This is a genomic window from Rhodococcus ruber NBRC 15591 (assembly GCF_001894945.1).
GTDB lineage: Bacteria > Actinomycetota > Actinomycetes > Mycobacteriales > Mycobacteriaceae > Rhodococcus > Rhodococcus ruber.
Genome location: NZ_BCXE01000001.1, coordinates 531,878 through 558,155, shown reverse-complemented (window position 1 = coordinate 558,155; position 26,278 = coordinate 531,878). Strand labels below are relative to the sequence as shown.

The 26,278-nt window shown below is 71.3% G+C and carries 28 protein-coding genes and 1 riboswitch; of the genes, 15 read left to right on the top strand and 13 right to left on the bottom strand.

The genetic code is table 11. The features are described 5' to 3' along the window. Positions 1-1,269 (top strand): dihydrolipoamide acetyltransferase family protein, encoded by a 1,269-nt coding sequence (locus RR3_RS02485; protein WP_061064824.1) that lies wholly within the window; start codon positions 1-3, stop codon positions 1,267-1,269. A gap of 96 nt (positions 1,270-1,365) precedes the next feature. Next, positions 1,366-2,472 carry an MFS transporter gene (locus tag RR3_RS02480; RefSeq protein ID WP_371851023.1) on the top strand — a complete coding sequence of 369 codons (1,107 nt, stop codon included), beginning with the start codon at positions 1,366-1,368 and terminating at the stop codon, positions 2,470-2,472. Here the strand turns inward: RR3_RS02480 and RR3_RS02475 are convergent. The 4 genes from RR3_RS02475 to RR3_RS02460 all read right to left on the bottom strand — a co-directional run bounded on the left by RR3_RS02475 (position 2,469) and on the right by RR3_RS02460 (position 6,103). Continuing rightward, complete coding sequence (locus tag RR3_RS02475) at positions 2,469-3,092, bottom strand: NADPH-dependent FMN reductase (RefSeq protein ID WP_010595833.1); 624 nt, start codon at positions 3,090-3,092, stop codon at positions 2,469-2,471. The two genes, RR3_RS02480 and RR3_RS02475, sit on opposite strands and share 4 nt — an antisense overlap. 123 nt (positions 3,093-3,215) lie before the next feature. Further along, positions 3,216-4,646: an NAD(P)(+) transhydrogenase (Re/Si-specific) subunit beta gene (locus tag RR3_RS02470; RefSeq protein ID WP_010595832.1), complete on the bottom strand. Its 1,431-nt coding sequence runs from the start codon at positions 4,644-4,646 to the stop codon at positions 3,216-3,218. Further along, complete coding sequence (locus RR3_RS02465) at positions 4,643-4,990, bottom strand: NAD(P) transhydrogenase subunit alpha part 2 (RefSeq protein WP_010595831.1); 348 nt, start codon at positions 4,988-4,990, stop codon at positions 4,643-4,645. Before RR3_RS02465 ends, RR3_RS02470 begins: the two co-directional genes overlap by 4 nt. Next, on the bottom strand, positions 4,991-6,103 hold the full coding sequence (locus tag RR3_RS02460; protein ID WP_017680381.1) for a Re/Si-specific NAD(P)(+) transhydrogenase subunit alpha: 1,113 nt from the start codon (positions 6,101-6,103) through the stop codon (positions 4,991-4,993). 259 nt (positions 6,104-6,362) lie between these two features. Between RR3_RS02460 and RR3_RS02455 the strand changes: the two genes are divergently transcribed. From RR3_RS02455 to RR3_RS02435, 5 genes are all read left to right on the top strand, one after another. Beyond that, entirely contained in the window at positions 6,363-6,728 is a 366-nt protein-coding gene (locus RR3_RS02455) for a DUF488 domain-containing protein (protein WP_017680382.1), read from the top strand. A gap of 171 nt (positions 6,729-6,899) precedes the next feature. Beyond that, positions 6,900-7,670 carry an SIR2 family NAD-dependent protein deacylase gene (locus RR3_RS02450; RefSeq protein ID WP_017680383.1) on the top strand — a complete coding sequence of 257 codons (771 nt, stop codon included), beginning with the start codon at positions 6,900-6,902 and terminating at the stop codon, positions 7,668-7,670. Between the two features lie 4 nt (positions 7,671-7,674). Further along, positions 7,675-8,115 carry an HIT family protein gene (locus RR3_RS02445; RefSeq protein ID WP_017680384.1) on the top strand — a complete coding sequence of 147 codons (441 nt, stop codon included), beginning with the start codon at positions 7,675-7,677 and terminating at the stop codon, positions 8,113-8,115. Then, on the top strand, positions 8,112-8,984 hold the full coding sequence (locus RR3_RS02440) for a maleylpyruvate isomerase family mycothiol-dependent enzyme (RefSeq protein ID WP_017680385.1): 873 nt from the start codon (positions 8,112-8,114) through the stop codon (positions 8,982-8,984). The genes RR3_RS02445 and RR3_RS02440 overlap by 4 nt, the downstream gene beginning before the upstream one ends. 11 nt (positions 8,985-8,995) lie before the next feature. Then, positions 8,996-9,619, top strand: coding sequence for a Type 1 glutamine amidotransferase-like domain-containing protein (locus RR3_RS02435; protein WP_017680386.1), 624 nt, complete (start codon positions 8,996-8,998; stop codon positions 9,617-9,619). 22 nt (positions 9,620-9,641) lie between these two features. Here the strand turns inward: RR3_RS02435 and RR3_RS02430 are convergent, their stop codons facing one another. After that, entirely contained in the window at positions 9,642-9,959 is a 318-nt protein-coding gene (locus tag RR3_RS02430; RefSeq protein ID WP_010595823.1) for a hypothetical protein, read from the bottom strand. A 128-nt stretch (positions 9,960-10,087) separates the two neighbouring features. On the opposite strand from RR3_RS02430, the gene RR3_RS02425 reads away from it, so the two are divergent. From RR3_RS02425 to RR3_RS02415, 3 genes are all read left to right on the top strand, one after another. Then, the gene (locus RR3_RS02425; RefSeq protein ID WP_017680387.1) at positions 10,088-10,609 is read left to right on the top strand and encodes a hypothetical protein; all 522 of its coding nucleotides are present in this window, start codon (positions 10,088-10,090) and stop codon (positions 10,607-10,609) included. Positions 10,610-10,771: 162 nt separating this feature from the next. Further along, positions 10,772-11,050, top strand: coding sequence for a GNAT family N-acetyltransferase (locus RR3_RS02420; protein WP_010595821.1), 279 nt, complete (start codon positions 10,772-10,774; stop codon positions 11,048-11,050). 166 nt (positions 11,051-11,216) lie between these two features. Continuing rightward, positions 11,217-12,206: a rod shape-determining protein gene (locus RR3_RS02415; RefSeq protein ID WP_017680388.1), complete on the top strand. Its 990-nt coding sequence runs from the start codon at positions 11,217-11,219 to the stop codon at positions 12,204-12,206. Here RR3_RS02415 and RR3_RS02410 read toward each other — a convergent pair whose 3' ends face one another. Both RR3_RS02410 and RR3_RS02405 read right to left on the bottom strand, forming a co-directional pair. After that, positions 12,207-15,041, bottom strand: coding sequence for an FtsW/RodA/SpoVE family cell cycle protein (locus tag RR3_RS02410; RefSeq protein ID WP_017680389.1), 2,835 nt, complete (start codon positions 15,039-15,041; stop codon positions 12,207-12,209). 18 nt (positions 15,042-15,059) lie between these two features. After that, entirely contained in the window at positions 15,060-16,190 is a 1,131-nt protein-coding gene (locus RR3_RS02405; RefSeq protein WP_010595817.1) for a hypothetical protein, read from the bottom strand. Positions 16,191-16,646: 456 nt separating this feature from the next. Between RR3_RS02405 and RR3_RS02400 the strand changes: the two genes are divergently transcribed. Beyond that, on the top strand, positions 16,647-17,297 hold the full coding sequence (locus tag RR3_RS02400) for a hypothetical protein (RefSeq protein ID WP_010595816.1): 651 nt from the start codon (positions 16,647-16,649) through the stop codon (positions 17,295-17,297). 239 nt (positions 17,298-17,536) lie between these two features. On the opposite strand, the gene RR3_RS02395 is transcribed toward RR3_RS02400, so the two are convergent. The 5 genes from RR3_RS02395 to RR3_RS02375 all read right to left on the bottom strand — a co-directional run bounded on the left by RR3_RS02395 (position 17,537) and on the right by RR3_RS02375 (position 21,250). After that, the gene (locus RR3_RS02395; RefSeq protein ID WP_230831839.1) at positions 17,537-17,815 is read right to left on the bottom strand and encodes an MGMT family protein; all 279 of its coding nucleotides are present in this window, start codon (positions 17,813-17,815) and stop codon (positions 17,537-17,539) included. Positions 17,816-17,836: 21 nt separating this feature from the next. Then, the gene (locus RR3_RS02390; RefSeq protein WP_010595814.1) at positions 17,837-18,046 is read right to left on the bottom strand and encodes a hypervirulence associated TUDOR domain-containing protein; all 210 of its coding nucleotides are present in this window, start codon (positions 18,044-18,046) and stop codon (positions 17,837-17,839) included. Positions 18,047-18,169: 123 nt separating this feature from the next. Continuing rightward, entirely contained in the window at positions 18,170-18,841 is a 672-nt protein-coding gene (locus RR3_RS02385; RefSeq protein WP_017680390.1) for a sterol desaturase family protein, read from the bottom strand. Further along, positions 18,838-19,572, bottom strand: coding sequence for a FadR/GntR family transcriptional regulator (locus RR3_RS02380; RefSeq protein WP_064066354.1), 735 nt, complete (start codon positions 19,570-19,572; stop codon positions 18,838-18,840). Before RR3_RS02380 ends, RR3_RS02385 begins: the two co-directional genes overlap by 4 nt. Positions 19,573-19,708: 136 nt before the next feature. Continuing rightward, complete coding sequence (locus RR3_RS02375; RefSeq protein WP_017680392.1) at positions 19,709-21,250, bottom strand: carboxylesterase/lipase family protein; 1,542 nt, start codon at positions 21,248-21,250, stop codon at positions 19,709-19,711. 112 nt (positions 21,251-21,362) lie between these two features. Continuing rightward, a riboswitch (TPP riboswitch) is annotated at positions 21,363-21,461 on the top strand. Between RR3_RS02375 and RR3_RS02370 the strand changes: the two genes are divergently transcribed. The 4 genes from RR3_RS02370 (at position 21,454) to RR3_RS02355 (ending at position 24,758) form a co-directional block, all read left to right on the top strand. Beyond that, the gene (locus RR3_RS02370) at positions 21,454-22,173 is read left to right on the top strand and encodes a TenA family protein (protein ID WP_064066352.1); all 720 of its coding nucleotides are present in this window, start codon (positions 21,454-21,456) and stop codon (positions 22,171-22,173) included. Its footprint overlaps the riboswitch before it by 8 nt. Further along, complete coding sequence (locus RR3_RS02365) at positions 22,170-23,198, top strand: ABC transporter substrate-binding protein (RefSeq protein WP_064066353.1); 1,029 nt, start codon at positions 22,170-22,172, stop codon at positions 23,196-23,198. Before RR3_RS02370 ends, RR3_RS02365 begins: the two co-directional genes overlap by 4 nt. Further along, positions 23,179-23,973 (top strand): ABC transporter permease, encoded by a 795-nt coding sequence (locus RR3_RS02360; protein WP_064066351.1) that lies wholly within the window; start codon positions 23,179-23,181, stop codon positions 23,971-23,973. Before RR3_RS02365 ends, RR3_RS02360 begins: the two co-directional genes overlap by 20 nt. Beyond that, positions 23,970-24,758 (top strand): ABC transporter ATP-binding protein, encoded by a 789-nt coding sequence (locus RR3_RS02355; protein ID WP_010595807.1) that lies wholly within the window; start codon positions 23,970-23,972, stop codon positions 24,756-24,758. The genes RR3_RS02360 and RR3_RS02355 overlap by 4 nt, the downstream gene beginning before the upstream one ends. Positions 24,759-24,764: 6 nt before the next feature. Here RR3_RS02355 and RR3_RS02350 read toward each other — a convergent pair whose 3' ends face one another. After that, the gene (locus tag RR3_RS02350) at positions 24,765-26,138 is read right to left on the bottom strand and encodes a WS/DGAT/MGAT family O-acyltransferase (protein ID WP_017680394.1); all 1,374 of its coding nucleotides are present in this window, start codon (positions 26,136-26,138) and stop codon (positions 24,765-24,767) included. Positions 26,139-26,278 lie beyond the last annotated feature (140 nt).

Genomic DNA, 26,278 nt, shown 5'->3' with positions numbered 1-26,278 from the left:
ATGGAGCAGAGCGTGAGCGAGCGCGGCGACGTGGCGGGCGGGCACAGCGAGGTGTTCCGGCTGCCGGACCTCGGTGAGGGCCTGACCGAGGCGGAACTGGTGTCGTGGACCGTGGCCGTCGGGGACCGGGTCGAGCTCAACCAGGTGATCGCGGAGGTCGAGACCGCCAAGGCGACCGTGGAACTGCCGTCCCCGTACGCCGGGACGGTCGCCGAACTGCTCGCCGAACCCGGCGACAGCGTGCCCGTGGGGAATCCGCTGATCCGGTTCACTCTCCCCGGCGCGGGGGACGGCGGCGGACCCGTGCAGGTGCTCGTCGGCTACGGTCCGGGCGCGGCCCCGGCGAGCAAGCGCGCGGCACGCGCCGCGGCGGCGCCGTCCCCGCAGGCGCCGGCCGGGGCGCGGCACCGGCCGGACGCCAAGCCGTCCGCCCGCCGCGAGGCCCGGGAGCTCGGCGTGGATCTCACCGGGGTGACCGGCACCGGTGCGGGCGGGGTGATCACCGTGCCCGACGTGCGCCGGGCCGCGGAGGCCCGCGACACGCAGCCGCCGGAAGCCGGACCGCCGCGCGAGACCCGCACCCCGATCCACGGGATCCGCAGACGCACCGCCGCCGCAGTGGCGCGCAGTGCCTTCACCGCCCCGCACGTCACCGTGTTCCTCACCTGCGACGTCACGGCGACGGTCGAGCTCGTCTCCCGGCTCCGCGGCGCGGCGGCCTTCGAGGGGCGGCATCCCACGCCGCTCACCGTGGTGGCCAAGGCGCTGCTGCGGGTGCTCGCGCACCAACCGGTCCTCAACGCGGCGTGGGACGAGGAGCACCAGGAGATCGTCACCCGTCACTACGTCAACCTGGGCATCGCGACCGCCACCGACGCGGGACTGATGGTGCCGGTGATCCACGACGCCGACCGCCTGTCGCTGCCGGACCTCGCCGACGCCGTCGCCCGGGCGGCGGAGACGGCCCGCTCGGGCCGGGCCACCCCGGCGGAGCTGACCGGCGGCACGGTGTCGATCACCAACGTGGGCGTGTTCGGGGTCGATACCGGCACCCCCATCCTCAATCCCGGGGAGACCGCCATCCTCGCGCTCGGTGCGATCGGCCCGCGTCCGTGGGTGGTGGACGGCGAGCTCGCCGTCCGGCAGGTCACGACGCTGTCGCTGTCGTTCGACCATCGGCTCGTCGACGGTGAGCAGGCCGCGCGGGCGCTGGCCGAGATCGGCGCGATCCTCACCGACCCGGTGCCGGAGCTGCTCGCCGGCATCTGAGGGCCGGTAGCGTCGGGACATGTGAGCGCTCACGATCTTCGCCGTGCCCGCGCGGCCGTGTTCGCGACCTTCGGCGTCAACGGGTTCCTGCTCGCGATGTGGGTGGTGCACATCCCCGCGATCGAGCAGCGCGTCGGCATCGACCACGCCACGCTCGGTTCCCTGCTGCTGGTCCTCGCGGCGGGCGCGATCGCGGGGATGCAGGCCACCGGTCCGCTCGCCGACCGGTTCGGCAGCGACCGCACCACCGTCACCGCGGCAGTGCTGCTGGCGGCGGCGACCGTCGGCCCCGGTCTGGCCGGCGCGGCCTGGCAGCTGGGTGCCGCGCTCGCGGTGTTCGGGTTCGCCAACGGCGCGCTGGACGTGTCGATGAACTCGCAGGCCGTCGCGGTCGAGCAACGCTACCGGCGGCCGATCATGGCCGCGTTCCACGGGCTGTTCTCGGTGGGCGGGGTGGCCGGGTCGCTGGTGGGGGCGGGCACCCTGGCGGCCGGGCTCGCCCCGGCCGTGGCCCTCGGCGGGGCCGGTCTCGTCGGCATGCTCGTCGTCGTGGTCGCGGCGCCGTACCTCGTGCGGGTGCCGCGGGTCGAGCACCGGCACGGGTCCGGCCCGCGCGGCGGATACTCGCGGCGGGTGCTGCTGCTCGGCGGGCTCGCGTTCATGCTGATGCTCAGCGAGGGCGTCGCCAACGACTGGAGTGCCCTGCAGGTCAAGGAACAGCTGGGCAGCCCGGACGCGGTCGCGGCGTTGGCCTTCGGGGCGTTCTCCGCGACGATGACGCTCGGGCGCTTCGTCGCGGACCGGGTCAGCGCCCGCGTCGGCGCCGTCGCCGTCGTCCGGTACGGCACGCTGCTGGCGGGGGCCGGGATGGGCACCGTCATCGCCTCCCCGTGGCTGCCGGTGACGCTCGCCGGGTGGGCGTTGTTCGGGCTGGGCCTGTCCGGGGCCGTCCCGCAGATCTTCAGCGCCGCCGGGAACATCGATGCCGGCGCCCCGGGCCGCAACATGTCCCGCGTCGTCGGCATGGGATACATCGGGTTCCTGGCGGGCCCCGCCACCATCGGCTGGCTGTCGGAGGCGACGTCGCTCACCGTGGCGATGACGGTGCCGCTGGCGTGCGTGCTCGCCGCCGCCGCCCTCGCCGGCTCCGTCGGTGAGCGGAGCCGGCGCGCGCTCGAGCGGGTGGACGAATCGGTCGGCTAACGCGGCAGCACGGTCAGCACCCGCACGACGTGGTCGCGGAACTCGCGCATGTAGTTGCGGAGGAAGTCCTCGGTGCCGGCGTTGTGCACGCTGCCGTCGTCGCCGAAGACCTCGGGCGTGTAGTGGATGTACGCCTCCGGCGACGTCATCTGCCGGGCGTTGCAGAAGCTCAGCACGGCGCGCAGGCTCTGCTGCCCGACGGCGGTGCCGATCGCGCCGATGGACGCGCCGATCACGGCCGCCGGGATGTGATCGAACGAGTTCTGCCCCCACGGCCGCGACGCCCAGTCGATGGCGTTCTTCAAGGCGCCGGGAATCGACCGGTTGTACTCGGGTGAGACGAACAGCACCGCATCGACGGCGCCGATCGCGTCCTTGAGCGCCGCCCCCTCGGGCGGGTAGTTCGCGTCGTAGTCGGGGCTGTAGAGCGGCAGGTCCCGGATGGGGATCTCGACGAAGTCGAGATCGGACGGCGCGAGCCGGATCAGTGTCTTCGCCAGGATCCGGTTGATCGAGGTGGACGACAGGCTGCCGACGAAATATCCGACCTTGTAGGTCCTGTCGGTGCCGGTCCGGGGCTGCTCGGTCCCCGAAGGCTCGGTCGCGGGGTGCTCGGTCACGGGACGCGTCCTTTCCGTCGGTGCGACGGGCCGGGCGCGGCCCGCCTGCCGCCTTCGACGGTCGCACACGAACGGGGCGTCCGCACGGTGTTCCGTGCGGACGCCCCGGGCGCGCCGAACTGCTTACAGCGCCTTGAGTTCCTCGGTGACCTCGGAGACCATCTTCTTCGCGTCGCCGAACAGCATGGAGGTCTGGTCGGCGGTGAACAGCGGGTTGTCGATGCCGGCGTAGCCGGAGGACATCGAGCGCTTGAGCACGATGACCGACTTGGACTGGTCGACGTTGAGGATGGGCATGCCGTAGATCGGGCTGGACGAATCCTGCCGGGCGGCGGGGTTGGTGACGTCGTTGGCGCCGATGACGATGGTGACGTCGGTGCGGGAGAACTCGCCGTTGATGTCGTCCATCTCCTTGAGCGCCTCGTAGGGCACCTCGGCCTCGGCGAGCAGGACGTTCATGTGCCCGGGCATCCGGCCGGCGACCGGGTGGATGGCGTACTTGACCTCCACCCCCTTGTCCTCGAGCATTGCCGCCATCTCCTTGACCGCGTGCTGCGCCTGCGCCACGGCCAGGCCGTAGCCGGGCACCACGATGACCTGGTTGGCGTAGGCCATCTGGATCGCCGCGTCCGAGGCGGAGGTGGCCTTGACGGTGCCGCCCGCCCCGGCCGGGCCGGCGCCGGCGCCGCCGTCGCCGCCGAAGGAGCCGAACACGATCGCCGGGATCGACCGGTTCATCGCCTTGGCCATCAGGTTGGTCAGGATCGAACCCGACGCGCCGACGATCATGCCGGCGACGATCATCGCCTGGTTGTTCAGCGCCAGACCCGCGGCCGCCGCGGACAGACCGGTCAGGGCGTTGAGCAGCGAGATCACCACCGGCATGTCGGCGCCGCCGATCGGCAGCACCACGAACAGGCCCATCAGCCCGGCCACGACCAGCAGCGCCACGATCCACAGCGCCGAGGTGGGATCGTTGGCCGGATCGGCCGCGAGACCGATGTACACGGCGATCGCGATCGAGGCCAGCGCGAGCACGATGTTGGCCAGCTGGAAGGCCTTGGCCGCGCCGACGAGGCGGCGTTCGAGGTTCTTGTTCAGCAGCTCCTGCAGCTTGGCGAACGCCACCAGCGAGCCCCAGAACGAGACCGAGCCGACGATCGCGGCGAACAGCGAGCCGACCACCACGTGCACCGTGGGCTCCTCGGCGAGGGTGGTGAACCCGTCCGAGTCGAGGAACTCCGCCCACGCGATCAGCGCGACGGTGCCGCCACCGACACCGTTGAACAGCGCCACCAGCTGCGGCATCGCGGTCATCTTGGTGCGCAGCGCCGGCGGCACACCCAGGACCACACCCACGGCCAGGCCGGCGACGATCCACAGCCAGTTGTCGGTCTCGCGGATGTCGATCAGCACGGCGACGACCGCGACGAACATGCCGGCCGCGGCGATGTAGTTGCCGCGCACCGCGGTCTTCGGGCCGGTCAGGCCCATCAGACCGTAGATGAACATCGCGAACGCGACGATGTACAGGACGGAGACGAGGTAGCTCATTTCGCGTCGGCTCCCTTCTCCGCCACCGCAGGCGCGGTCTGCGGTGTCACTGGCTTCTTGGGTTTGAACATGCCCAGCATGCGGTCGGTGACGACGAAGCCGCCGACGACGTTGAGCGTGCCGAACACCAGCGCCACGAACAGGATGACCTTGATGCTCCACGGCGCGCCGGCGGGCAGGTGGCCGAAGACCACCAGCGCACCGAGCACCACGATGCCGTGGATGGCGTTGGTGCCCGACATCAGCGGGGTGTGCAGCGTGTTGGGCACCTTCGAAATCACGGCGAAGCCCACGAACCCGGCCAGCACCAGGATCGCGATGTTCGCCAACAGTTCCGTATACATCTAGACGTTCTCCTTCGAGCGGGTCACGCACGCGCCGGCGAGGATCTCGTCGGAGAAGTCCGGGGCGAGCCCGCCGTTCTCGTCGAGCATCAGCTCGAGCAGGGCCACGACGTTCTTCGAATACAGCTGCGAGGCGTGCTCGGGCATGGTCGCGGGCAGGTTCAGCGGCGAGCAGATCGTCACCGCGTGCTTGACCACGGTCTGCCCCGGTTCGGTCAGCTCGCAGTTGCCGCCGGTCTCCCCGGCCAGATCCACCACCACCGAACCGGGCTTCATGCCCTCCACGGCGGCGGCGGTCACCAGCCGCGGCGCGGGCCGGCCCGGCACCAGCGCGGTGGTGATCACCACGTCGAAGCCCTTGATGGCCTCCTCGAGCGCCGCCTGCTGCTGCGCGCGTTCGTCCTCGGTGAGCTCGCGGGCGTACCCGCCCTCACCGGCCGCGGCGATCCCGAGATCGAGCCACTGCGCCCCGACCGAGCGGACCTGGTCGGCCACCTCCGGCCGCACGTCGTACCCGGTGGTGCGCCCACCGAGGCGCTTGGCCGTGGCCAGCGCCTGCAGCCCGGCCACCCCGACACCGAGCACCAGCACCGTCGCCGGCTTGACCGTGCCCGCCGCGGTGGTGAGCATCGGGAAGAACCGGGTGGACTCCGACGCGGCGACCAGCACCGCCTTGTACCCGGCGACGTTCGCCTGCGACGACAGCGCATCCATCACCTGCGCGCGGGAGATCCGCGGGATCGACTCGACGGCGAACGCCTGCACCCCGGCCGCGGTGAGCGCCCCGATCTGGTTCTCGGCGTTACGGGGGGCGAGGAACCCGATCAGGGTCTGCCCCGACCGCATCCGCGCGACCTCCGCGTCCGACGGCGGCGCCACCTTGAGCACCACGTCCGCCGACCAGGCATCCCCGATCCGCGCCCCGGCCTCGGCGTAGGCCTCGTCCGGGATCAGCGCACCGAGCCCGGCCCCGGACTCGACGACCACGTCGAGCCCTTTCTTGATCAACGACGGCACGATCATCGGCACCAGCGCGACCCGCCGCTCGCCGTCGTTGGTTTCCCGAACGACGCCGACGGTGGGTCGCGCTGTCACCGCACGTCCCGTACCCATATCCTCGGTTTCCAAAGTTTTCGACTCCTGCGTTGAATCGGCACCTCACCGCGATGAGCGGCGGGTCATGTGCGACGAGCGGCCGACTCGGGCCGTGCACTATGGGCGATGAGCCCAGTCAGACGTACCGCGCCCAGGTCGGGGGCGCAACCGTTCGGTTTCGTCTGAATCGAGTCCGAACAGTGAGTCGGTGCCAGAATGTGAGGTAGTTCACTTCACAATTCTGCCGTATCGGCCGTGAGGGAAGAGGCACGAGTCCATGGCACGTCGCAGTGTCGTCGTCGAGCGCGTCTACGACCATCCGGGCGACGAGGAGGCGTTCCGGGTGTTCGTCGACCGGCTGTGGCCGCGCGGCCTGCGCAAGGACGCGTTCCACCACGACGACTGGGCCAAGGACCTGGCGCCGTCGACCGGACTGCGCAAGTGGTACTCGCACGACGCGTCGCAGTTCGCCGAGTTCCGCGACCGGTACCTGACCGAATTGGACGGCCCGGACGCGCGGGCCGCGCTGGCGCGCGTCGACGCCCTGGCCGACGGCCGGTCGATCGTCCTGCTCACCGCGACCCGGGACGTCGAGCACAGCGGCGCCGCCGTCCTCGCGGAACGGATGCGGGGTGCGCGATGAACGATGTGCCGGACGCCGGCGGCGACCCCGTCTGCTGGATGCATCGCGTCTGTCCCGACTGCGGTTTCTTCCTCGAGGAACCGGAGGCCCCGTGCCCGCGCTGCGGCGCCGTCCTCCTCCACGACGAGAAGGGGACCGACGAGTCCGGTCCCGGCCCCCTACCCTGAACCGATGACCATTCCCCCTCCGCGGATCCTCCGTCTGGCCCGGCGTGCACGACGGATCGCCGTGCTCACGGGCGCCGGGATGTCCGCCGAGAGCGGCGTGCCCACGTTCCGCGACGCACAGACCGGTCTGTGGGAACACTTCGACCCGGCCGACCTGGCGACCCCCGAGGCATGGGAGCGCGACCGCGCGTCCGTGTGGGCCTGGTACCAGTGGCGCGTGGCCCTGGTCCGGCGAGTGCAGCCGAACGACGGCCATCGGGCGCTGGCCGACTGGGGACAGGCCGTGGAACTGTCGATCGTCACCCAGAACGTCGACGACCTGCACGAGCGCGCCGGCAGTCCCGTGCTCTCGCACCTGCACGGCAGCCTGTTCTCGCCGCGGTGTGCCGACTGCGGCACGCCCGCCGATCCCCCGGAGGCCCCCACCGAGCCGGTCGCCCGCCTCGACCCACCGGACTGCGGCGCGTGCGGCGGCGACGTGCGGCCCGGCGTCGTGTGGTTCGGCGAGCCGCTGCCGACCGGCCCCTGGGAGGCCGCCACCGCGTCCGTCCTCGCCGCCGACCTGGTGTTCGTGGTGGGCACGTCGGGGATCGTGTACCCCGCGGCCGGCCTGCCCTCGCTGGCTCGCCGGCACGGCATCCCCGTCGTGGAGGTCAACCCCGAGGAGACCGGCCTGTCCGATCAGATGGACGAGGTCTGGCGCACCACCGCGGCAGTGGGCCTGCCGCAACTCGTCGCCGCAGTCGCCGCCGATCGGACGCCCCGCCTACAGTGAGCGGGTGAACTCCTGCGTGTTCTGCGCCATAGTCCGCGGCGACGGCCCGGCAGTGCGCGTGTACGAGGACGACGACGTGCTGGCCTTCCTCGACATCCGGCCCATCGCCCGGGGCCACACCCTGGTGGTGCCGCGGGTTCACGCACCCCGGCTCGACGATCTCGATCCCGGGCACGGCGCCGCATTGTTCCGCGCCGGGCAGCGCATCGCCCGCGGCATGCAACGCTCGGACCTCGCCGCGGACGGTGCCAACCTGGTGTTCAACGACGGTCGGTCCGCCTTCCAGACCGTCTTCCACGCGCATCTGCACGTGCTGCCGCGACGGCGCGGCGACAAGCTGCGCCTTGCGGCAGGACTGCTGCGGCGCCGACCCCACGACCCGGAGGCCACCGGCGCGGCGATCCGCGCCGGTCTGGCCCGTCTCGAAGCGGAGGACGCACTGTGACACACGGAAACACCCCGGCTCCCGGAAGCACTGCGCCGGATACGAAGGAGACGCCGGAGTTCCCGGTCGAACCGATCCGCACGCTGCTCCTCGAGCAGTTCGACGCCATCGACGGGCTGCTCGCCGACGTCCATGGGGACACCTGGTACACGCCCACCTCCCTGCCCGGCTGGACCGTCAAGGACATCATGGCGCACCTGATCGGAACCGAGTCGATGCTCGCCGGCGTCGAGACGCCGCACGTCGCGATCGACGTGCACGCCCTCGGCCACGTCCGCAACGAGATCGGCGCCTTCAACGAACGCTGGATCGAGTCCCTGCGCGGCACGCCGGGCGACGAGGTCCTGGCCCGCTACCGGGAGATCGTCGCCCGTCGCCGGGAGCAGCTCGCGGCCATGACCCAGGCGGACTTCGAGGCACCGGCGACGACCCCGGTCGGCCAGGCGACCTACGGCCGGTTCATGCGGATCCGCATCTTCGACTGCTGGATGCACGAACTCGACCTCCGAGACGCGCTCGGCGTCCCCGGCGACGAGGGCGGCGCGCGCGCCGAACTCGCGTCCGCGGAGATCTTCGGGGCCCTCGCATTCGCTGTCGGCAAGCTCGGCAAGGCTCCCGCCGGGTCACGGATCACGTTCGAGCTGAGCGGCCCGCTCGCCCGCACCGTTCACGTCGAGGTGGACGGCCGGGCCGCGGTCGTGCCGGCCCTGTCCGGTCCGGCGACGAGCACCGTCGCGATGGATTCGCGCCTGTTCGTGCGGCTCGCCGGCGGCCGTGTGCACGCGTTCGAACGCCTCGACGAGATCACCCTCGGCGGCGACACGACGGTCGGCCGGCGGATCGTGGACAACCTCGCCTTCGTGATCTGAGCGGCAGCTCCGTGCGGCTGTTCCTGTCGTCCTACCGGTTCGGCGCGGACCCCGGGTTGCTGCTCGGGGTCACCCGAGGCCCGTGCCCGATCGCGGTGATCGCCAACGCGGCCGACGCGTGGCCTCCCCGGGCCCGCGACTCGGCGGTGGCGAGCGAGCTGGCGCCGTTGCGCGCACTGGGATACGAACCCGCCGAGGTGGACCTGCGGGACCACGTCGGCTCGCCCGAGTCGCTGCGAGCCGCGCTGTCGCGGTTCGGGGCGCTGTGGGTGCGCGGCGGCAACACGTTCGTGCTGCGCACGCGGCTCGCCCTGTGCGGCGGGGACGAGATCCTCACGGACCTGGTCCGTTCCGGCCGGACGGCCTACGCGGGGTACAGCGCGGGGGCCTGCCTGGTGACGCCGTCCCTGCGCGGTCTCGAATTCTCCGACGACCCCGGCGAGGCGGACGTCGTCTGCGGGGTTCCGGCCCGCTGGGACGGTCTGGGGTGGGTGGACTACGCGATCGTCCCGCACGCCGGGGACTCGGCCCTGGCCGACACGGGCGTCGCACGGACGCTGGAATATCTCGCGCAGCAGCGGCTGCCGTTCCGGGCACTCGACGACGACGAGGTGATCGTCGTGGACGAGGCGTGAGTGGGCGTACCGGCGCGGTCGCTCACGGGCCGCTGCTCGCGTGGACGAACGGCGCGAACCGGTCGAGGGAGACCCAGGCCGTGCGGCACCGGCGGGCGGTGACCTCGTCGGCGCGGGCGAGCAGGATGTCGAGCAGTTCCCGGGGATTGTCCCGCCAGCGCAGCACGAGTTGCCGTTCCTCCTCGTCCGACAGCGCCGCGACCCGGCTCGCCGCCGCGGCCCAGTCCGCCACGTTCCCGTGGTGAAGGCTCTCCAGAGCCTGGTAATCGACCCGCCGCGAGAGGAATTCGTCGGACAGGGCGCGGACGAGTCGTGCGTCCGACAGCACGGATGCGGTCATACGGCACCTCCTTCGAACGACCGTTGACGTTAGTGACCTGCCACAACCACCCGATCGCACCGGCGGCACGATTCGGTAACAGAGTGACTGGTGCGACTGATGTGACTTCCGCTGTTAGCATTCCTACGGTGGAGACACTGACCGACCTGCTCACGAGCGGTGCGGCGCCCTGGTGGGCCGTACCGGTGGGACTCGCGGCCGGCGTCCTGCTCGGCGTCTTCGCCACCCGGATCGGCGCGCGACCGTCGCGGCGGGCCGCCACCGTCGCCGCGCCCCTGCGGGCGGCCGATCGCGCCTTGCAGGTCCGCTTCCTGCACGCCGCCGACAGTGTCTACAACCATCTGTTCGAGGCGGATCACTCGGCCCTCGCCGAGGCCGACCTCGCCGAAGCCCTGCAGTCCGACGACCTGCACCTGCGTTCCGTCGCCCGCGGCATCGTCGACCTCGACGCGATCGTCAACGAGATGCGGCTGTCCGCCCCCGAGCCGGTGCTCACCGCCGCGGTCGCCCTCTTCGGCTACCTCACCGCCGTCTCGAGCGACGGGACCGACGATCTCGACGAGTTCCGCGACCGCTACCTGGCGCGCAAGTCCGCGTTCGTCGACGCCGTCCGCGTGGCCCACCCCCCGGCCGGCCAGGTCCCCGCCTGACCCCGTCGCCGCCGTCGCCTGCATCGCGTCACCACCACGTCACCACTCGTACCGGCCCGCCCGCGACACGGGTCCACAACCAGAACATCGCATCCCACCCCGGGCCCATTACCGGCTCGGGCAGATCCCACGGCCCGCGTGCAGGCCGGTAGGGTCGATGGTGTGACCAACGACGAGCACCGCATCGAACATCACCCCGGCCAGTCCAGGTTCGCGTTGTACACCGGGGACACCCTCGCCGCGTTCGCCGACTACACCGACTCGGACGGGGTGCGCGACTTCGACCACACCGTCACCCAGCCCCAGTTCCGCGGCCACGGACTCGCCGCCGAGGTGGTCCGCCACGCTCTCGACACGACCCGCTCGGAGGGTCTGAAGATCGCGGCCTCGTGCTGGTACGTCGCGAAGTTCCTCGACGCGAACCCCGAATACCGCAACTGACCCGCAGCGGATCCCGGGACGCGGGTTCCCGACGGCGTCGGGCTCGGGCTCGGGCACGGTCGGCGACGAACGGACGTCCTCGTCGGTGACACGCCATATCCGCCCCCGCGGAGCCAGTGCTGCGTAACATCGAGACGGTCTCGGTTCGAACCCTTCGGAGGCCGACATGGGTGGACTCGGAATCGATCTCGGCACTGCCAACACAGTCGTCGCCACCCCCGAAGACGGCGTCGTCTTCAACGAGCCGTCGTTCCTGCTGGTTCGCACGAAGGACCCGCATCGCGCACTCGCGATCGGTCAGGATGCGCGTGATCTGGTCGGTCGCACCCCCGTCGGCATCACCCCGGTTCGCCCGATGCGCGACGGCGTGATCGTGGATCTGGAGTCGGCCCGCACCTTCGTCACGGCCGTCGTCAAACGGGTTGCCCCGCACCGGTCCTACGGTCTGCGACCGAAGGGTGTGATCTCGGTTCCCGCAGGGGCCACGCCCCTCGAGCGTCGCGCGGTGCTCGAGGTCGGACACGAGGCCGGCCTTCGGAAGGTCGGTCTGGTGCCGGAGCCGGTCGCCGGCGCCCTCGGCTGCGGCATCAACCCGCTCGAGGCACGTGCCCACCTCGTCGTGGACATCGGCGGCGGCACTTCGGAAGTCACCGCGATCTGTTTCGGCGGCATCCTCTCCCATCGCAGTTGCCGACTCGCCGGAGACGAACTGACCAACGCGCTGTACCAGTACCTGCGCGCGGAGCACAAGATCGTCGTCGGCGAGCTCACCGCCGAGCGGGCGAAGGTGGCCACCCCCGGAACGCCCGACGGGCAGGCCCTCGTCGTGGAGGGACGCGATGCCGTCACCGGCCGCGCCCGGCTGGTCACGCTCGAGACCGAGGAGATCGTGGATGCGTTGCGACCCACGACGGCGGGAATCGTGCAGACCTTGACCGACTGCCTCGAGGACCTGCCCGCCCAGGCGATCGGCGACGTGATGTCGGAGGGGCTGCTCACCATCGGTGGCGGGGCGATGCTGCGCGGTCTGTCGCAGCTGCTCGAGGAGGCCTTCGGGTTCCCGGTGAAGACCGCGGAGCGTCCCCTCACCTGCGTCGCGGAAGGCGCCAAGGCCTGCTTGGAGCACCCCGAGGTGGTGGCGGCGTACAGCAGCTGATCACCGATTCGACTCCACGACCGGCGGTGACGGGAAGTACCACCGCAGGAGTCTCTCGACCACCGGCCCGGCGGTCGCCGACCCGAACCCGCCGCCGCGCACCAGCACCGACACCACGATCTCGGGCGCGTCCAGGGGCGCGACCGCGGAGAACCAGGCGTTCAGACCCTCCCCGGGTGCCGACGGATCCTCCGCCGTGCCGGTCTTGGCGCCCGCCTGCACCGGCAGATCGGCCAGCTGCCCGGCCGTACCGGCCGACGCCGACGCCCGCATCCCCGCCCGAACGGGGTCGAGCCGGTCGGCGAAGGGCAGCCGGCGCGGCTGCGCCGTGGGAATCGGGATGTTGTCCTCGGACCCGTACGCCGCCGCGAGCCGAGGGGTGACCATCGCACCGGTGGCGATGCCCGACGTCCACCGCGCCACCTGCAGCGGGGTCGCGCTGACGGTGCCCTGGCCGATGCCCATCAGCAGGGTGGAGCCCGGATACCAGGTGGCCCCGATCCGTGCCACCGACTCCGGCGTGCCGAGGAAACCTTCGGCCTCGCCCGGCAGGTCGATTCCCGATCGCTGCCCCACGCCGAGTTGCCCGGCGACCGCGGCGATCCGCTCGGGACCGAGGAGCTCGGCCAGGCGGTAGAAGTAGACGTTGTCGGACCACTGGATCGCCTGCAGCAGGTCGTGCGGACCCATCGGCTGCCAGTTCCGGAAGGTGTGCCCGCCGTAGGTGTAGGCCGCGCCCGTGGCGATCACGGTCTCCGGTGCCAGAACCGGGTTCTCGGCGTTCGCGGCGGCGGTGACGATCTTGAACGTCGACCCGGGCGGTGCGGCGGTCTGGGCGACGTGGTTGACCATCGCCCCCGGTCCGGACGACTGAGCCTGCGCCGCGAGGGCGACGAGGTCGGCCGGCGGGCCGTAGGCGTTGTTGTCGAATCCGGGCACGCTGGCCATCGCCCGTACCGCTCCGGTGCGGGCGTCCATCACGATCGCGGCGCCCAGGTCGCCTCCGCTGGTGCGGACGGCCTCGGTCAACGCAGTGGTCGCCAGGTCCTGCAGACCGATGTCGAGGTGCAACCGCAGGTCGTGTCCCCGTATCGGGTCCACCCGCGTGCCGGGGGCGACCGGACGTCCCGTCGGATCGACGTACATGCACTGCTTGCCGTCGCTGCCGCGCAGCAACGCGTCGTACTGCTTCTCGAGTCCGGCCTTGCCGACCCGCGATCCGAGCGCGAGATGCGGCCAGCGTTGCATGTCCTGCTGGTCGGCGACCCCGACATGGCCGAGTACCGACGCGAGCGTCGCGCCGTGCGGGTACGTCCTGCGGCCGGACGGGGCGACGAGGATCCCGGGAAGTCGCGCATTCACGACCTGCCGAGCCTGTTCGGGCGCGACCCTGCCGACGAGGACCTGCGGTTCCCCTTCGGCACGTCCACCCATCACCTCGGCCAGTTCGTCCGGGGAGAGGCCGATCAGCGCAGCGAGTCGCGGGCGCGAGTCCGCATCGTGCTCGTCGAACACCTCGGGCAGGACGGCGACGGCGTACTCCGCGGCGTTCAGCGCGAGCGGCACACCGTTGCGGTCGACGATGAGACCGCGCTCGGCGGGCAGCCGGATACAGCGCATCATCTGCGCCTCGCCCGCGGTGCGCAGCTCCGCACCGCGGACGTGTTGCAGCTGCCAGGTGACCATCGACATCGCGACGAGCGACGCTGTCAGGCCGACGGCCCCTGCCGAGACCCCTCGCAGTCGACGGTGCCGTCGCGGGTCCGGACGCCACAGCGGCCGCGCGACGCCGTCCCTGCGCACCGCGAGTACCAGTCCGACTGCCACGAATGCGACGACCGCGGCAGTCCCCCCGTAGCTGAACAGGGGGATCGGCATGCCGGTGTGCGGGATCAGCGACAGACTCGCACCGATCGATACCAGGGCGTGGATCCCGAACGACGCGCCGATCCCCGCCGCGACCAGCGCCGCCTCACGGGTCCGGGCGGTGCGGGCGGCGAGGACGGCCCGCCATACGATCACCGTGGTGGCCACCACGACTGCCAGGCCGGCGAACAGTCCCCATCCGTACACGACGCTCGCGAAGGCGAGATCGTGTTCCGATTCCGGGAGATAGTCGGCTCTCACCTCGTACAGGGGGTCTCGCGCCAGACCCCACCAGCCGCCGCTGCCGATGGCGATGTCCGCCTGCAGTGCGGCCCACCCCGCCCCGCTCGGGTCGACGTTGCTCGACAGGAACACGTGCACGCGTTCGAGTTGGTAGGGGCGGAGGACGAGAACGGCGAGCGGCAGCGACGCGACTCCCACCGCGAACAACGGCAGCAGGGGCAGCAGCGGCACCCTGGCCAGGATGAGCATGACCATGACCGTCGCGACGAGCACCAGGGCAGTCGACAGGTCCGGTTGCAGCGCGACGAGCGCGATCGGTACCCCGGTGGCCGTCAGGGCCGCCACGAACCGGCCGAGGGTGAAGCCACCGGCCAGGATGCCGGCCGGGACCAGCACGACAGCGAGTTTGGCGAGTTCGGACGGCTGGACGGTGAACACGCCGAAATCCAGCCAGCGCTGGGCGCCTTTCGTCGCGACCCCGGCGAGCGGTACCGCGGCCAACAGCACGGTCGCCACGGCGAGCACCGTCCACCCGAATGCTCGCAGGTCACTCGTCCGCAGGCGAGAGACGACGCGCATCAGGACGAGACCGGCCGCGGCGAACAGTGCGTGCCGAACGGCGTGCGACGTCATCCCGATCGCGGTCAGATTCAACAGGCCGAGCACGACCAGGACCACGGCCGCGGTTACGAGCCACGGATCGGATTCCCGCCGGCGTTCGGCCATGTCCCCTCCTCCGCCGCCTCAGCAGGTCGCGTTCTCGGCGGGCACCGACAGCGGCTCCGAGGCGGCTGTTGCCGGGGCGCTGGTCACCGCGGCGACAGCCAGCGCCCCACCGGGTGGCAGATCCGCCCAGCTGATTCCGTACACCTCCTCATCGCCCGGCTGGGCGGCCAGCGAGACCTCGGCGCTCGCGCCGACCGCGCCGGAACATCTGTCGTAGACGTTCAGCGCCCAGGTCACGGTGCCGACACGTGCCGCGGAGTCGAGGTGTACGTCGACGCGGACGGCGCACATGCGTCCGGGCGCGCACTCGCCGTTGGCGAAGGTGGCGGTGACCAGCCTGATCGGTCCCGCGCTTGCCGGCGCACCGACCTGGACCGGTCCGGGGGCCGTCGTGCCTGCGCTTGCTGCCGGCTCGTCTCGACCGCCCACGGGTTCGGGCGGCGGAGGCGAGACCGGCTCGATCCGGTTCGGCTCCGCCGTATCCACCGGGTTGAGGACGGCATCCCAGCCGCGGCGCAGCTCCGCCCACACCCGCGGTGCCGCCCACAGCGTCCCGACGAGAATCAGGAGTGCGACGAGACCGAGAACCCCCTGCCGTCGCGACGGCCGTCTCCGCCGGCGATGCCACCCACTGCCGGCCGGTGGATACCAGCCGGCCGGTGCGAGGGACGTTCCGGCCCCGCTGCCCGGGCCCCGCGGTGCAGCCGCCCGCGCCACCACCGGATCGTCCGGAACGCGGCGCCCCGCCACCACCGCGACGAGCGCGGCGAGCTGGCTCCGCACCCGGGACTCCTCGGCCGGGTCGCGGTCGGCTGCGACCACGCGACGAACCCGGTGCATCAGGTCCTCGAGATCTGTTGCTTCGCCGATCGATTCGCTCACCCGGTCGGCCCATTCCGGACAGCGGCAGCTCGTCACGATGCTGCCGAGCAGCCTCGCCACCGACTCGTCGGCTGCGTGCCCGTCCGTCGCGCTCCCGTTCCATGCGATCGTGAGCCGTCCGGTCTCGGACACCGTCACGGCGTCGTCCCGCAGCCGGCTCGGACCGCCGCGCTGACGGCGTTCGACCCGGCAGATCAGATCGTCGACGAGCAGTGCGGTCTGCGCTCGGGTCAGCGCGGCCACCGCGAGAAGACGCCGGAGCGTCACACCGTCGCCACGAGTCTCGTCGCCGAGGACGGACGGGTCCCATCGGGGTTCGACAGGCTCACGCCTTCTCCCCGGGAGCTCTGTCACCGCTTCGCTCATCGTGCACCCCGAACCGCTGCGCCGCCCGTACAGGTCGCAACCGGGACGGGCGACGGTGAACCATGACTTGGGATTGGTCGTTGTCGAGTTCCACTACCCCTGGGGTCTCCATTCAACTCCGACTCGCGCTGGCGGACATGCTGTTTACTCATCCGAGACCCGGTCGGTCCCGTCCACCGACTGCATGCGGGCTGTATGTCCGACCGGCCGTCCGCCGGGCGGGCACACGCGTTCGCTCCCGATCCGCGCAGCCCGCCCGAAACGGGCACCGCGTCGCGTCCCGGACCGGTGGCGGCATCCCATTCCCCGTTCCACTGCGCACGTCTGCGACCGGCCCGCGGCGGCTAGCCTCGAACCATGATGCTGGCGAACGCCTGCGAGCTGTATCGGGGCACAGGTCTCGTCGGCCAGCCCGCGGCCACCGTCAGCAGCCTGGCCTTCGTGGTCGCCGGCCTCGCGGTCCTCGCACGCCGGGGCACGGCGAGCGTCACCTACGGCCTGCTCGTCGTCGCGGTCGGCGCCGGATCCCTCGTCGCGCACGGACCGAACCCACCGTGGCAGGCGTACGCACACGACCTCCCGCTTGCGACACTGCTCGCCTACGTCGCCGTCGACGCCGCCTCCGACCGGTTCGGCTCCCGGCTGTCGCCGTGGTGGTGGCGCGTCGTTCCGCTGCTGATGGTTCCCGTCGTGGCCGCCGGGCCGTCGGTCTCCACCGGCGTGCAGGCGCTGCTGGCCGTCGTCGCAGTCGGACTCGCGCTCGACCGCGCCCGCATCCGTCCGGACCTGCGGCGGTCGACGATCGTCGCGGCACTGCTCCTCGCGTCCGGTGCCGTGCTGGGCACCCTCGGCGACCGGACGTCGCTCTGCCGGCCGAGCAGTATCCTTCAGGGCCACGCGCTGTGGCATCTTCTCGCCGCGGCCGGACTGTTTCGGCTCGCCCCCGCCATCGGCTCCACCGGGACCGTCACGGCACAGCGCATGCCCTCGCGGCCGGAAAGCGCCTGAGGGTGCGGCCACTGCCGGGACGAACCGAAGCCGGGTCGACCGACCCGGGAAAGGGTGGCCTGCCCGGACTGTCGGCGCCTGCACGACATGGAGCGTCGCGTCGTTCCCGAGCCGAGTCACCGGCACACGGCCTCGACAGGCACCCGACGCGAGACCGCCGAGCAGCAGTGACCCCGGCTCGCTGCAGCCGCGAGGCGGGGCCGGAATCGGACATCCGACCGGCAGCGTCGGGGCGATCGTCAGGCCGTCCCTCGCTGCCGAGCACGTTGCATGTCTACCCGCTTCCCCGAGACGGGGGTGCCCTCCTCGAGGAGCAGTGCCCACGCACGACCGCCGTGACACGAGGCCGTTGTTCCGTCGGCGTAGACGACTCGCCACCAGGGAATGTTGTCGTCGAGCATGCCCATCGCTCGGCCCACTTGTCGTGGACCTGCCCCGATTCTCCTGCCGATGTCTCCGTAGGAGGCCACCGAGCCCGGAGGGATGGCGAGGACTGCCTCACGGACAGCGTCGATCATGCTCATCGATATTCGGGTGCGCTACAGCTTGGTGAGTGCATCGCCCTTGTGCATCGCGATGTGCTCGGTCTTGTCGCTCTTGATCTCGTACTGAGGGTGACTTTCACTGCACCGCCGAGTACGTCCCTTGAACTCCACGTCCTCGGTGTGCTTCTTGACGATGACGCCCTCGACGTATCCGGCTTCGGAGTTCCACCGGACATGGTCACCGACGGAGAAATCGCTCGCCACAGCCCCTCCCTGGTCTGGATGCTGGTTCTGGGGATGCTACCCGGTGCACGGTTTCGGCGACGGCATCACAAGGTCACCGCCTCTCGCCGGCAACCTCCCCGCGAGCGCGGTTCGCGCACCGGATCACCGGGTCGCGTGCAGGTTCCGGACGGTCGGCGAGGTCTCGACCGTGGCCGGGTCCGGCTCGGTGCCGAGAATCCGGTCGGCGGTGCCGGCGGTGGTGACGGTGAACCAGTAGTGCTCGTTCTTGAAATGGTGGTGCCGGTGATGGCGCCACACCGCGCGGTAGGGCCGCGAGCCGGGGCGGTAGTCCGTGTGGATGAGGTAGTGCATCCACTCGTAGGTCAGGCCCAGGACACCGAGCGTCACCAGGAATGTCAGTCCCAGTCCGGGCCGGGGGAAGACCAGCCACGCGACGAGGACGAGCACCGGCAGCAGCCACGCCAGGGTCTGCCAGGGGATGAAGACCAGCGGCACGTCGCGCGGATCGCTGTGGTGTTCGCGATGCTTGCGGGCCAGCAGCGAGTCGAGCGTCAGCCCACCGATCCGGCGCGGCCGCCAGTGCAGGATGCCGACGTGGATGACCCACTCCACCAGCGGGAACACCAGCAGGGCGACCAGCGGGACCAGCGCGTCGGTGACCTGCCAGTCGCCGACGAGTATCCGTGCGACGACCGCAGCAGCGAGCAACCCGCCGATCATCCACGGCGACGGGTGCCGCATGAACTCGACGGCGGCGTCCCGCAGGCCGATCGAGGCGCGACGGCCCCGTCCCTCGGTCCGATTCGTGCTCATGTCCGGTTCCTCGCCTCTCCGTGTTCGGCCTGGTCGATGGCGGTGGTCAGGGCCGACGTGCCCAGGTCGAGCAGTTCGCCGGCGGCGTGCTCGGCGCCGTCCTCGTCGCGCGCGACGATCGCGTCGGCGAGCCGTTCGTAGAGGTCGGCGCGCCCGACCTCGACGATCAGCACCCCGGCCATCGCGGTCATGGCCGGCTCGTACGCGTTGCGCAGGCTGTTGAAGATCAGCCGGAACGCGAGGGAGTCGGCGGCGTCGACGACGTGTTCCCAGAATTCGAGGGCGGCGACCTGCAGCGTGACGGGGTCGTCCCCCGCGGCGAGGCGTGCCACGGACTCGCGCAATCGGGGTTGCGTCTCGTCCGTCGCGCGGGTGGCCGCGAGGCGGGCGACCTGACGGCCGATGAGTTGCCTGGCTTCGAGGACGCTGCGGACGACACCCCAGTCGGGCCGACCGTCGCGCACGAGCAGCCGCGGCAGCAGTTCCGGCCCGGCCTGGGTGCGGAAATCGCGCACCGAGGTCGCCTCCCCCTGGCGCACCTCCACCAGCCCGGCGTGCGCGAGCCGAGAGAGGGCTTCTCGCACAGCGGGTCTCGACACTCCGAACGCCTCGGCGAGGTGGCGTTCGCTCGGCAGCGACGCCCCGGCGGCGAGGTCGCCGCCGAGCACCCGGGCGGCGATCTGGTCGTACACCTCGCCGGAGGCGGACTTGCGGGCGATCGGCTCGAACATCACGACCCGACCGTAAGCCCCCATCCGGACAGAGGTCAAGTGGTAAGACCAGTTCCCACCACCGTCGGGAGTGGCCGAATGTCACATCGCGTCGGTCAGACCGACGGAATGTCACATTCGGCCGCCCCCCGAGCGGTCAGCTGAAGCCCATCACCTGGTCGCCCCACACCTCGCGCAGTATCTTGTCGGGGTCCGGGACGAGGGTGTCGGTGTTGTCGATCAGGAGGGTCATGCGCTTGTCGGTGTCGTACGGCGCCCAGTGCCGGGATCCGTCCAGGGCGGCCGGCACGCCGTGGTGCGCGAAGGCCAGCCAGCGACGCTGGATCCGGCCCGAGATCGTCGTCGCAGCCTTGCGCCCGCCGAGCCAGAACGTGGGATCGCGATCGAGCGTCCCGAAATTGCCGAAGACGTAGGGCAGTTCGGTGGCGTGGCCGGCACCGATCCGTGCCGCCTTGAGCATCGGGGTCGCATGGTCGAACCGGTACACCCACGTCGGCGAGTGGGCGCTGTGCGCGTCGGCGATCCACACCACCGGCATCCGGAACCCCGCGTCCCGCGAAAGAGCCATCGCCCCGGACGTTTTCGTGACATCCGGGTACGCGGAGATGATCTCCGCGATGCGGTCGGGCGGCAACTCCGGGTGGTCCTCGGCGAGGGCGTCGAGCATCGCCTGCACGGAGGCGTCGCTCACCGGCATCAACGGCGACTTCATGAAGCGGAAGATCGACGGCTCGTCCTTGTTGGAGCCGATGATCAGGGGGATCCGGTGCGCGAGCCCCTTCTGGAACGCCGCCACCGGATACTTCGGCACCAGGTCGCGATCGACCACGGGCGCCATCGCGAGCGTGCCGGGGAATTTCGTGGGGATCTCGCCGACGAGCACGTCCCCCGCATCGGTCAGCGCCTCGTGCGGCATGTCCCGCAGCGCCCACACCCGCGCCGGCGTGAGGTCGAGGATCTCGAGGAACCGCTCGGCGACCCGCGCGGCCCGCTCGGACCCGTACGCCGACGTCGCCGGCGGGCTCTGCGCGATGGCCCGGTGGAACAAACCCTCGGCGCGGGGCACGGTCATCAGTGTGGTCAGCGACCCGCCACCCGACGACTCGCCGAACACGGTGACCCGGTCGGGGTCGCCTCCGAACGCGGAGATGCAGTCGCGGACCCACTCGAGCGCGGCGATCTGATCGCGCAGCCCCACATTGGATTCGAAGGTGGTCCCGGCGGTCGAGAACGACGAGAAGTCGAGGAACCCGAGCGCGCCGAGCCGGTAGTTGACCGTCACCACGACGACGTCGCCGCGCTCGGCGAGCAACCGTCCGTCGTAGATCCGCTGACCCGAGTAACCGAGGACGTAGGCGCCGCCGTGGATCCACACCATCACCGGCCGGGGCTCCCCGTCCGGCTCCGGCGCCCAGATGTTCAACGAGAGGCAGTCCTCACCGATCGTCAGCCCCGGATCGATGGGGATCGGGTTGTTGCGTCCCTGCGGCGCGATGGGCCCGAAGCGCCGCGCGTCGAGCACGTCGGTCCACGGCTCCGGCGGTTCGGGGGCGCGGAACCGGAGGTCGCCGGACGCCGGCGCGGCGTACGGGACTCCCTTCCACGTGTAGACGGAGCCGTCGCGGTAGCCGCGTACGTCGCCGTACTTGCAACCGACGATGAGCGTCTCGGCGTCCACGGTCCCTCCCGAACGAACGGTCTCGGGCCAAGGTACCAACAACAGACAGGTTGCATGCGGACCCCGCCGACCCGGGCGACGGAGGCGGTCTGCGCCGAGTGCTATCGTCGGCTCCGTAGACACGGGGTGCTCCGCACATGCGCGGGGCTGAGATCACACCCGTCGAACCTGATCAGGTAATGCTGACGAAGGGATGTCCTGGCATGACCATGCCTGCCCGCGCGTCGGTCCCGGCAGGGACCGACCGCTTCACCGATCTGCTGTGGGACCGGACCAAGGTCCTGCGCGAGGCCATCGACGACCTCGAGTTCCTGCGCCGCCTCGGCGACGGGACGCTGCCGCTCGACGCGTTCCGCTTCTACATCGAGCAGGACGCCCTGTATCTCGCCGGGTACGCCAAGGCACTCGCCCTGCTCGCGGCGAAGGCCCCGGACCCGGGCACCGCCGCGTTCTGGGCGAACAGCGCGGCCACGGCCGCCACCGAGGAATCCGCCCTGCACCGGGGTCTGCTGACCGGTGGCGTCCTGCCGCCCGCCGAGGACACCCCCGCGCACTCGCCCGCCTGCCTCGGCTACGTCTCCTATCTCACCGCCACCGTCGCCACCGACCCGTATCCGGTGGGCGCCGCCGCGGTACTCCCCTGTTTCTGGATCTACGCCGAGGTCGGCCGCGACCTCGCCGTCCGCGCCGCCGACGTGCTCGCCGCGGATCCCGCCCACCCCTACGCCCAGTGGGTCACCACCTACGACGCGCCCGAGTTCCATGCCGCGGTCGCCGGCGCCCGTGACCACGTCGACGCCGCGGCGGCAGCCGCCACCGACGCCGAGCGCGACGCCATGGCCGAGGCGTTCACCGTCGCCACCCGCTACGAGCTGCTGTTCTGGGACACCGCGCTCAACGTCCAGGAGTGGCCGGCCTCATGATCACGCTCCCCCGGCTGCGCCGCCGGTTCACCGTCCTGGCCGCTGTCACCGCCGCACTGCTGCTCACCGCGTCCTGCGCCGGGAACAGCGGCGATTCGGACGACACCATCCGATTCGCCCTGGACTGGACGCCGAACACCAACCACACCGGCCTGTACGTCGCCCAGCAGGAGGGCCTGTTCGCCGACGCCGGTCTCGACGTCGAGTTCCTGCCCTACAACAACACCACCCCGGACACCCTCGTCGACGCCGGCAACGCCGAATTCGGCATCTCCACGCAGGCGCAGGCGACGTTCTCCCGGGCGGCCGGCTCGCGCACCGTCTCGGTGCTCGCGCCGCTGCAGCACTGGGCGACCGGCATCGCCGTCAAGGCGGACCGCGCCGACCTGACCCGGCCCGCGGACCTCGACTCCCGCACCTATGCGGGCTTCGGCGACCCGGGCGACGAGGAGACGCTCGCCCAGGTGATCCGCAACGACGGCGGGCGCGGCGACTTCACCTCGGTCACCCTCGGCACCTCCGCGTACGAGGCCGTGTACTCCGGCACCGCCGATTTCACCGTCTCCTACCTGGCATGGGAGGGCATCGAGGCCGAGCACCGCGGGCTGCCGATGCGCTACTTCCGCTACACCGACTACGGGTTCCCCGACGCCTACGCGATCGTGATCGACGGCAACGAGGACTGGCTGGCCGAACACCCGGACCAGGCCCGGGCGTTCGTGCAGGCCGTCCAGCGGGGCTACGAGATCGCCGCGCAGGACCCCGACCGCGGCGCTCGCGCGCTGATCGAGGCGAACCCGGGGGCCTTCTCCGATGAGGACCTCGTCTACGAGAGCCAGCGGATGTTGTCGGCCGACTACCTGCGCGACGAGAACGGCCGCGTCGGCACCCTCACCCTCGAGCGATGGACCGGGTACTCCCGGTTCCTGTTCGAGAAAGGCCTGCTCTCCGGTCCCGACGGCGCACCGTTGACCACCGAGCCGGACTGGTCGACCTACTTCACCGATGACTACCTCACCCCCTGACCCGACCCGCAATTCCTGGGCGCGGCGCGTGGCCCCGGCCGCGCTGACAGTCGCCGCGCTGGCCCTCGGCTGGCAGCTGTACGTGGCGGTCAGCGGCATCCGCCCGCAGGTGCTGCCCTCCCCCACCCGGGTCCTCGAGCAGGGGTGGGCGCACCGCACCGACATCGCCGGTCACGCCTGGTCGACGCTGCAGGTCACGCTCGTCGGCTTCGCGGTGTCCCTGGCGGTCGCCTGGGCCCTGGCGATCGTCGTGGACTTCTCGCCGTGGCTGCGCCGGGCCCTGGTGCCGCTGTTCGTGGTGTCGCAGACCCTGCCGATCATCGCGATCGCGCCACTGATGATCATCTGGTTCGGCTTCGGGCTGCTGCCGAAGATCCTGGTGATCGCGCTCGCCACGTTCTTCCCCATGGCGATCGGCCTGATCGAGGGCTTCGCGGCCGCGGACCGGGAGGCGGGGGCGCTGCTGCGCAGCATGGGCGCCTCGCGTCGGCAGGAGTTCCGGTACGTGCGGCTCCCGTCGGCGCTGCCCCGGTTCTTCACGGCGCTGCGCATCGGGGTCACCTACGCCGTGGTCGGCGCGGTCTTCGCCGAGTACGTCGGCGCCACGTCGGGACTCGGGATCTACATGAGCACCCAGAAGAATTCGTTCCGGACCGATCTGGTGCTCGCGGCGGTGCTCGTCACCGCGGTGCTCTCCCTCGCGCTGTACCTGCTCACCTACGCCGTGGAACGGGTCGTCGCGCCGTGGGCGCTGGCGACGAGGAGCCTGCGGTGAACGCCGTCGCCGTCACCGGCGTGCACAAGGCGTTCGATGGGCGCACCGTCCTCGACGGCGCCGAGTTCGCGGTGGCCGACGGCGAGTTCGTCTCGCTCATCGGCCCGAGCGGCTGCGGCAAGTCCACCCTGTTCGGGCTGGTCGCCGGCCTCGACGTGCCCGACACCGGCGCCGTCACGGTCGCCGGTCGGCCGGCCGCACCGGGACGCGCCGCGCTGATGCCGCAGAAGGATCTGCTGTTCCCGTGGCGCAGCGTGCTCGACAACTGCGCGCTCGGCCTCGAGGTCCAGGGCACGCCCCGCGGTGAGGCGCGGGACCGGGCACGAAAGTTGTTCCCCGCCTTCGGTCTCGCCGGGTTCGAGGAGGCCGCGCCGCGACAGCTCTCGGGTGGGATGCGGCAGCGTGCGGCACTCGCGCGGACCGTCCTGCAGGGCCGCGACGTGCTGCTGCTGGACGAACCGTTCGGCGCCCTGGATTCGCTGACCCGCACCGAGATGCAGTTGTGGCTGCAGCAGGTGTGGCAGCGCGACCGCTGGACGGTGCTGATGATCACCCACGACGTGCGGGAGGCGCTGCTGCTGTCGGATCGGGTGCTGGTGCTCACGCCCCGCCCGGCGCGGGTGTGCCACGAGGTGTCGGTGCCGCTGCCGCGCCCCCGGGGCCTGGACGCGCTGACGTCTCCGGAGTTCGTGGCGCTCGAAGGCGAACTCGTCGACGTCCTACACAGCACGGGCGCGCGGGGTTCGACACCCCAGGACCCGCGCAGCTCGTCGCTGCGGGACTGACACCGCTCACGAAATATCTAGTGCGAGTTCGAGTTCCGTGAGGGCGTCCTCGAGATGTCCCAGCAGTCGCTGCAGTGCGGGGACGGTGCGGCGGCACCCGACCACGCCGAAGTCGACGGTGTCCGCGGTGTTGGTCAGCGTGATGTTGAGCGCCTGACCGCTGAGCACGACCGACACGGGATAGATGCCGTCGAGCCGGGATCCACCCCGGTACACCGGTTCCCGCGGTCCCGGCACGTTGGAGATGATGAGGTTGAACGGCGGCGGCGCCAGGGCGACCGCGCCCGAGATCGGCGCCAGCGCGAGTCCGGCGATGTTGAGCGCCGACCACACCGTCGCCTGCAGCGGCGTCATCCCGCCGAACAGGGTCTTGCCCTCCGCCATCGAATCGCTGACCGTCGACAGCCGGGTGAGCGGATCCTCGAGATGGGTGCCGAGGTTGCACAGCGTGACCCCGACGCTGTTGCCACCCGAGTCCGACTCGGGGGTGTCCTTCGCGCGCAGCGACACCGGGACCATCGCGATCAACGGGGTCTCCGGCAGCGCCTGCCGCTCGAGGAGATAGGCGCGGATGGCGCCGGCGCACATCGCGACGACGACGTCGTTGCTCGACACGCCGGCCGCGCACCGCACCCGTGTGATGCGTGCGCGGCTCCAGGACTGCGCCGCGAAGCGCCGCGTCCCGTCGATCGGGACGTTGAACATCGATCGCGGGGCCTCGTACGGCAGTGCGACGCGGCGGCCGCCGAGCACGGTCCGCGCGATCCGCAGCGCCACGGGCGCCGCGCCGAGCACGTCGCCGGCCACGGAGCGCACCGTACCGACGGTCGACGTCCGCGCGTGCGTCCCGGATCCGTTCCCGGATCGGGGGCGGGGCGGCAGGTGCCACGGCGCCGGGAAGTCGCGCGCGCTCGGGTCGGTGGTGTAGGTGCGCCGCAACAGCCGCAGCCCCGAGACCCCGTCGAGCAGCGCGTGGTGCATCTTCGTGTAGACGGCGAACCGGCCGTCGGCGAGTCCTTCGATCAGGTACGCCTCCCACAGGGGCCGGTGCCGGTCGAGCAGCCCGCTGTGCAGGCGGGAGACGAGGGTGAACAGCTCGCGGATCCGGCCCGGTGCCGGCAGCGCCGAGTGCCGGACGTGGTACTCGAGGTCGATCTCGTCGTCGACGGTCCACCAGGTGTAGCCGAGGCTCGACACCGGATCGGCCGGTCGCTTGCGGAACAGCTCGTCGACGTGCGCGTCGGCGACGAGCCGGTTGTAGAGGTCGGTGACGTACCCCGGGCCGGCGTCGGGCGGCGGGGTGAACAGTTCCAGCGAACCGAAGTGCATCGGGCGCTCCCGCGACTCGGCGAGCAGGAACATCGAGTCCGTCACCGGCATGTACCCCACGGGGACTGCCCCCTTTCGTCCGCCGTCGCACGCTGGGATGGATCGTACGTCGGTCCCGCGCATGCCGTACCGAATAGATAACAGAAGGGCCCGCGACCTGCGGAAATCACGATGCCCGGTCTCCATCGAGT